General features: G+C 33.0%; 8 protein-coding genes. 3 read left to right on the top strand and 5 right to left on the bottom strand.

What is annotated here, in order from left to right; all coding sequences use genetic code 11:
* Positions 1-482: 482 nt before the first annotated feature.
* Entirely contained in the window at positions 483-1799 is a 1317-nt protein-coding gene (locus tag COE53_RS22205; RefSeq protein ID WP_069034606.1) for a DRTGG domain-containing protein, read from the bottom strand.
* 130 nt (positions 1800-1929) lie between these two features.
* Positions 1930-2616 carry a metal-dependent hydrolase gene (locus COE53_RS22210; RefSeq protein ID WP_069034607.1) on the bottom strand — a complete coding sequence of 229 codons (687 nt, stop codon included), beginning with the start codon at positions 2614-2616 and terminating at the stop codon, positions 1930-1932.
* Between the two features lie 189 nt (positions 2617-2805).
* Here COE53_RS22210 and COE53_RS22215 point away from each other — a divergent pair, with 189 nt between their 5' ends.
* The gene (locus COE53_RS22215) at positions 2806-3900 is read left to right on the top strand and encodes a M24 family metallopeptidase (RefSeq protein WP_091023598.1); all 1095 of its coding nucleotides are present in this window, start codon (positions 2806-2808) and stop codon (positions 3898-3900) included.
* A gap of 1 nt (position 3901) precedes the next feature.
* On the top strand, positions 3902-4435 hold the full coding sequence (locus COE53_RS22220; RefSeq protein ID WP_069034609.1) for a GNAT family N-acetyltransferase: 534 nt from the start codon (positions 3902-3904) through the stop codon (positions 4433-4435).
* Positions 4436-4458: 23 nt separating this feature from the next.
* On the opposite strand, the gene COE53_RS22225 is transcribed toward COE53_RS22220, so the two are convergent.
* From COE53_RS22225 to COE53_RS22235, 3 genes are all read right to left on the bottom strand, one after another.
* Positions 4459-4749, bottom strand: coding sequence for a hypothetical protein (locus tag COE53_RS22225; RefSeq protein ID WP_091023600.1), 291 nt, complete (start codon positions 4747-4749; stop codon positions 4459-4461).
* Between the two features lie 125 nt (positions 4750-4874).
* The gene (gene ald / locus COE53_RS22230; protein ID WP_069034611.1) at positions 4875-6008 is read right to left on the bottom strand and encodes an alanine dehydrogenase; all 1134 of its coding nucleotides are present in this window, start codon (positions 6006-6008) and stop codon (positions 4875-4877) included.
* Between the two features lie 195 nt (positions 6009-6203).
* Positions 6204-6977, bottom strand: a complete 774-nt coding sequence (locus COE53_RS22235; RefSeq protein ID WP_091023602.1) for an SDR family oxidoreductase — start codon at positions 6975-6977, stop codon at positions 6204-6206.
* A 360-nt stretch (positions 6978-7337) separates the two neighbouring features.
* Here COE53_RS22235 and COE53_RS22240 point away from each other — a divergent pair, with 360 nt between their 5' ends.
* Positions 7338-7661, top strand: coding sequence for a hypothetical protein (locus COE53_RS22240; protein ID WP_069034613.1), 324 nt, complete (start codon positions 7338-7340; stop codon positions 7659-7661).
* The last annotated feature ends 168 nt before the right edge of the window (positions 7662-7829 follow it).

Here is a 7829-nt window from a genome sequence, read left to right on the forward strand (position 1 = left end):
AGGAGTCGAGCACCCCTCCGCTCCAATCAACTTATTCATCGAAAAAAGTCTGCTATAAATCATAATCAAATAGCCTTTACTTAAAGTAACTTAAATACCAGCTTGTCGGTCAATTAATCTCGAAAAATTAAACTAATCAATTGAATTTGTTTTTCTAAAAATTAACTCATAATATTTTTAATTTCTGAAAAAATCACTACTAGTGTTATTGGAAACATGCAATTACTCAAAACTATTAACATTTAAAACCATTAATAGCAATCCAAAAAAATGATAATTTCATCCATAAATAAATGCTCATTTAATGTCCGTTTTCCCTATTGACCATTTTATATTCCAACAGTGTGTAGACAAAGTACAAAAAATTTGATTCTCAGACTGATTGCAAGCTCTTGTCTTTCGAGGAGCGAGAGATGAGCACCATAGACAGCCGAAGCAATGAAGAAAGTGAGCGTTTTCGGGCAATCTGATGGCTTCATATCTCATCGATCTAATAACTGCATCATCATCAATGCTTTGCCTACTAATATTCCTTGCTGAAATACTTCTACATCAACTTTTCCAAACTTACGACCTAATTCTAAAACTTTTGGTTTAATTTCAATTACATCGTCAATTTGAACTGGTTGTACGAAGTAAATTGTAATATTTTCTACGATTAAGTCCCCTTTTTTCATATCACGAACTGCTCGTTTACCTGCCTCGGTTACAATCGTTGTAAATACACCATGTGAAAGAGTACCAATTACATTTGTCATTTGAGGAGTTACATTACATCTAACCGTAAAGTCATCATTTTTTTGCTCTTTATTATTATGGAATTGACTAGTAACGATATCATCAATTGTTTCGCCCACTTGAGGTTGTCGTTGCAATTGCTGTAATGCTTCAAGTACATCTTGACGACTTATAATACCAATTAAGTTATTCGATGTATTTACAACTGGTAGCAACTCTATTCCTTCCCAAACCATCATTCTAGCAGCTGCTGCAACCGACATTTTTTCATTTACACTTATTGGTTGTCTAGTCATCACTTTATCAATTCTTTGCGTACGTTGTTCATGTATAATATCCTTTGAAGTTACAATTCCTATTAGCTTACCTCGATCATCAATTACTGGATATCTTCCATGACCTGTGTCTCTATTATATTCATACCACTTTTCAACTTCATCAAATGGAGATAGTGTAGCTGTTTTTTCAGTTGGGATGAGTATATCTTCAACTAGTACTATATCTTTCTTAATTAACTGATCATAAATTGCTCTATTAATTAACGTGGCAACAGTAAACGTATCATAACTAGAAGAAATAATCGGCATTTTCATTTCATCCGCAAGACGTTTTACACTTTCATCTGTATCAAATCCACCTGTTACTAAAACCGCTGATCCTTCTTTTAATGCTAATTCATGTGCTTTCACTCGGTTACCGACGATTAATAAATTATTTGCACTAATATATCTCATCATCGCATCAAGCTGCATTGCACCAATAACAAACTTATTAAGTGTTTTATGTAATCCTTCTTTACCACCCAAAACTTGTCCATCAACAATATTAACAACTTCGGCAAAAGTTAATTTTTCAATATTTTCTTTTCTTTTCGTTTCAATTCGAATCGTACCTACACGTTCGATGGTACTAACAAACCCTTTGTTTTCCGCATCTTTAATTGCTCTATATGCAGTACCTTCACTTACACTTAAATCTTTTGCAATTTGTCTTACTGATATTTTATGACCGACCGGTAGTTGTTCAATATGTTCTAGTATTTGATCGTGCTTTGTAGTCAATTACCTCACCAAGCTTTCAATGGTTGTATTAATATTTTTATTAACTATTATATAACAATTCATACCATGAAAAAAAGCACGTTTCAACGTGCTTTTAAAACTGTACTAATATTTTCTTCAATGACCTATACTACAATAGTGAAATTGTTGTATTTGGCTCATGAATGAAACCATTATTCTTTGGTAATTTTGCAAGGAACTCATTTGGGTCTACTTGGATTGGTGGAAATGTATTATAATGCATCGGAATTACTTGCTGTGCATTAATCCATTCAGAAGCAATTACTGCATCGTCGATTCCCATTGTAAAATGATTACCAATTGGTAAATATGCTAGATCGATTTTTTCATACTCACCTAATGTTTTCATCCCTCTGTATAACGCAGTATCACCAGCATGATAAATTGTTTTACCAGCTATTTTTAATAAAACGCCTGACGGTGGTCCTACATTAATTATTTGTTTATTTTCTTCATCAACAATACTTGAGCCATGGATTGCTTCTACTAATTTTAATTTACCAAATGAAAACTCTTTTTCTCCCCCGATATGCATAGGGACAACTTTGACACCTTGCCACGAAATCCAAGTTGCTAATTCCACAGGAGCAATAACCGTTGCATCATTTCGTTTTGCTAGTTCAACTGTGTCACCTAAATGATCGCCATGACCATGTGTTACATAAATATAATTCACTTTAATATTTTCTACCTTCACATTAGTATGTGGATTACCATTAATAAATGGGTCAATAATAATTGAATCTTGACCGTGTTCTACTAAAATAACACTGTGCCCAAAATATGTAATGTTCAAATGAAGTCGCTCCTTTATTATAAAATTAGTCTCTACCACATTTTAACAGATTATTTTCTATTACAAAAATAAGAAATAAGTTAACTATTTTACGTAATTTGATAAAAAATGATAAAATAAGAGTGTTATAAACTGTAAAGACTTTTTTGTTTATTGCAGTAATTTGTTTTTTAAGAAAGGATGTTACAAATGGAACACCGTATACAAAATCTATCAACTTGGTTAAAAGAGCAAGATATTCAACTAGGATTTATTACATCTACTGAGAACGTATTTTATTTAACTAATTTCCATTGTAATCCACATGAACGTCTTTTAGCTTGTCTTGTATTTCCAAATGATGAGCCAATTCTAGTATGTCCACAAATGGAAGTTGGACATGTGCAAAACGCAGGTTGGAAATATGACGTAATAGGCTTTAATGATAGTCAAGATCCTTGGGCAATGATACAAGAAACATTAGCAAAACGTAATATTACAGTAAATCGTATGGCGATTGAAAAAGAACATCTTCTTGTTGGCCGCTATGAAAGATTAGTACAACTTTTCCCTGGCGTACAATTCCTAGCAGCTGAGGAAAAATTACATGACTTACGTTTAATTAAAGATAGTGAAGAAATTCGTCGTATGCAAGTTGCTGCTGAAGCTGCTGACATGGCTTGCCAAATTATTGTTGATCGTATTGCTGAAGGCAAAACAGAAATGGATTTAATTGCTGAAATGGAATACGAAATGAAGAAAAAAGGTATTTCTAAAACTTCATTTAGCACTTTAATTTTAACTGGTGCAAACTCAGCGTTACCACATGGAAATCCAGGTACAAACCCAATTAAAAAAGGTGATTTCGTACTTATGGACTTAGGTTTTATCGTTGATGGATATTGCTCAGATATTACTCGTACAGTAATGTTTGGTCAACCAAATGAGCAACAACAAGAAATTTATGAAACCGTTTTAAAAGGTCAACTTGCTGCAATCGAAGTAAGTAAACCGGGCGAGGTATTAGGAAATGTTGATCGTGCTGCTCGTCAAATTATCACTGATGCAGGATATGGCGAATACTTCGTTCACCGTATTGGTCACGGTTTAGGTATTGGAATCCATGATTACCCGTCAGTAAATGATTCAAATACTGGTATTATTAAAACTGGTATGTCATATACAATCGAGCCAGGAATCTATGTACCAAATGTTGGTGGAGTTCGTATTGAAGATGATATCGTTATAACAGAAACAGGTGCAATGACATTAACGAAGTTCCCTAAAGAGTTAATCATCCTATAATATGAATCAAGGCGGATTAATAAATATTCGACAAGTACTTCCCTCAGATATCCCTATTATGCATAAATGGGAATGTGATGATGAGATTGGTAAGCTTGTAGGAATAGAAAAACCACGTTCTTTAGATGAAATGGTACAAGGCTATGAAAAATATTTTGACGGACTTAAACCTAATCTCCACTTGTTCACAATCGAAAACAATGGTATTTGTGTAGGAAGAATTGAATTAGGAAATCTTGATCAAGAGAATCATCATGCCGCTTTTGGAATCGTAATTGGAGATCATTCAATGCAAAATAAAGGAATTGGTTCATTTGCATTAAACTATCTACTAAATTATGCTTTTAATGAATTAAAACTCATAAAAATATATGGTGAAGTATACGATTATAATATCGTTTCACAAAAATTTCTTACAAAATTAGGCTTTCATTTAGATGGTATATTGCGCAAGCATGAGTTTTTCAAAGGCGCTCATCGAAATATGCATCAATATAGCATGCTGAAAGAAGAATATAATTTAAGTCAGGTTTAAAAATAAACCCCCNNGGTTTATTTTTAAACCTTTTGAAGTATTGTATGTTGTAAAGGAACACCACCCATTGATACATTTCGTTCAATTAGATGATAGTGTTTACCATTTATTATGAAAAGTCTATTCCCTCTGTAATCAACTGTTTTACCTTGGCTTTCTAATTCAGCCTTCACAGCCTTCGCATAATCATTTAGATGTATATAGCGCTCATCTAAATCTAATATAATATTTTGATTACGATAACCCATTAGCCAGTTAAACGCGAAAATACCCGCAATCAGAAAAATAAGGATTAAAATAAACTCCAATACCATCGCTCCTTTTTACATAAAATGGAAATTATAATATAATTTTACTATAAATTTAAAGTGAATGTTATTGTAATTGAGAAAAAAATAAAATCCCTTTACCGTCTTCGATAAAGGGATTTTTCTTTAAATTAGTTTGTAGAGACAGATGTACCTTGTAATAAAGTAGTTGCTTCTTTATATTCTAAGCCGTGAGCTTCAGCTACTGCTTCGTAAGTTACATATCCATCAAGTGTATTAATACCTTTAAATAATGCAGAGTTATCTAAGCAAGCTTTTTGATAACCTTTGTTAGCAATTTGAACTGCATAAGGTACTGTAACATTTGTTAATGCCATTGTAGAAGTACGAGGTACTGCACCAGGCATATTTGCTACAGCGTAGTGTACTACTCCATGCTTCTCATATGTTGGGAAATCATGAGTTGTAATACGATCTGTAGTTTCGAAAATACCACCTTGGTCAATTGCAATATCAACTACAACTGAACCTGGTTCCATTGATTCGATCATTTCTTTTGTAACAAGTTTTGGCGCTTTTGCACCTGGAATTAATACTGCACCGATTACAAGATCAGATTCTTTAACCGCTTCAGCAATATTGTAAGGGTTTGACATTAAAGTCGTAATTTGATGACCAAAAATATCATCTAATTGACGTAAACGATCTGGATTTAAGTCAATCATCGTTACGTGAGCACCAAGACCAACAGCCACTTTAGCAGCATTTGTTCCTGCTACACCACCACCAATGATTGTAACATTTCCACGACGTACTCCTGGTACTCCACCTAATAAAATACCTTTTCCGCCTTTATTTTTCTCAAGGAATTGAGCACCGATTTGAGCTGACATACGTCCTGCTACTTCACTCATTGGAGTTAATAACGGTAATGTATTACCAACTTGTACAGTTTCGTAAGCAATTCCGACTACTTTATTATCAATTAAAGCCTTAGTTAATTCAGGCTCTGGAGCTAAATGTAAGTATGTGAATAAAATTAATCCTTCACGGAAGTATCCATATTCGCTTGGAATTGGTTCTTTAACTTTCATAACCATTTCATTATTCCAAGCCTCTTCAGCTGTTTCAACAATTGTTGCGCCAGCATTTACGTATTCTTCATTAGTAAATCCTGAACCAATTCCAGCATTTGTTTCAATGTAAACTGAATGACCATGTCCAACTAAGTTCATTACTCCAGCTGGTGTCATTGCAACACGATTTTCGTTGTTTTTTATTTCTTTTGGTACCCCAATACGCATGTTATTTCCCCCTGAAATATATTTATTTCGTGCCTCTTAGGATGAGCTCTATTTATTAAAAAATAATACATTTTTATATTAACACAAAACATATAGTGCAGAAAATGAAAACGCTTAATTTCGTTTAATAAATATTAATTCAGAATCTTTTTTATTATAAATTATGCTTTAAAAATGGAATTGTCCCACGAATTCTCATGATAATGGAATATGTCTGTATTTATTAATAACATCCAAGCCACCAGTGACTTCAAATATATCACCTGTTATAAAATCAGACTCTTCCTTACACAAAAATTGCACCATTCTTGCTATATCTTCCCCAGTACCAGATCTTCCAATTGGTGCAAGACCTTTTCCATCCTTACTTGCTTCAGATTGATTTGCCTCTTTCATATCACCAAAAATATCTCCAGGACAAATCATATTAGATGTTATACCATTCTCTGCTTCCTCATAGGCTATTGTTTTAGTCAAAGAAACTAGACCTACTTTAGCTGCGCTGAATGCAGAACGATAAATCCACCCCGAAGCTGAATTGGCACCTTGGAATCCATAATTTATGATACGTCCATATTTCTGCTTTCTCATAATTGGAATAATTTGCTTTAAAAGATAAAACACGCTGTGCAAATTTCCATACAACAAGTATTCCCACTCTTCATCAGTGTAGTCAGCCAGTTTTTTACGGTTAAATAAATACGGGCCAGCATTATTGATAAGACAATCGACCCTACCGAATTTCTCCATCGTTTTTGAGACAATCTCATTAATAAATTGTTTATCGCAAATATCACCTTTTACAAAAAGAACCCGGTCCAAATAATCCTTCCATTCTTCTTTTCGCTCTTTGATAGCCTGTTCATCAGAAAAGTAAGTAACAGTTACTGAATAACCATCGTTTAAAAATGCTTCAGTTACTTTCTTCCCTAACCCCTTCGATCCTGCCGTAATGACAGCATGCCTCATAAAACTCTTCCTTTCGAGTCTAAATAATTTTATATATTTGTGAAAATCATCTAGATAAATCAATCAATTGTATGTATTTGTAGATCTATTCTCATTATCCTTTTTAATTGGTTATTTAAGCATAAAGCCAGTTCATTAAAAATTATGTCATTATCTTATACCTTTATCTTTAATTTAGTAAGATTATTTTATTAAAAGATAACTATGTTTTCTATTATTATGAATTATTTTCCTTTTATTTTAATAATTTTTATTTTTAGATTTTAGACTTTAATTTAAAAATTTTTATTGAAATTTAAAATTCAATTTGTTTCAATTATTTTTTTCAATGTATAATATAGTCAAGAGGGGGAGTAAGGGATGTTTCAAGATTATTTTTCATACGATGAACGATTAGGTATTTTTCTACCAAGCCTAAAATTAGATTGGGAAGATTACTCTCACGATCAGCAACAAATGATTCTTACGGAATGGGAATATATCCGTGGTGGAATACCTGATCAAATTACACGTTTAGAGTTTACAATTAATCATAAACAAGAACTTTTAAATCACGAATCTGATTTTGTTTTGAGCTGTAAATTAAATTCTGAAATTGCAGAATTAGCATCAATTATTAACGATCTTTGGATTTGGTTTAGAAGTAACCAACAAATGTCCAATGATACAAAAATACATGGTTAAAAAGCTAACAATTAATTTGTTAGCTTTTTCATTCTGTTGAAAAAAGAAGTTATCAATTAAATAAGAATATCTTGTTGGTTTCCACTACGGGATGCTCGCTTTCCATGGCGCGAGACCTGAGCCTCCTCGGCGAGCCTGTGGGGTCTCAGCCTTCCCGCATATCCCATA

It is taken from the genome of Bacillus sp. AFS029533 (assembly GCF_002585125.1).
GTDB classification, from domain to species: domain Bacteria; phylum Bacillota; class Bacilli; order Bacillales; family Bacillaceae_G; genus Gottfriedia; species Gottfriedia luciferensis_B.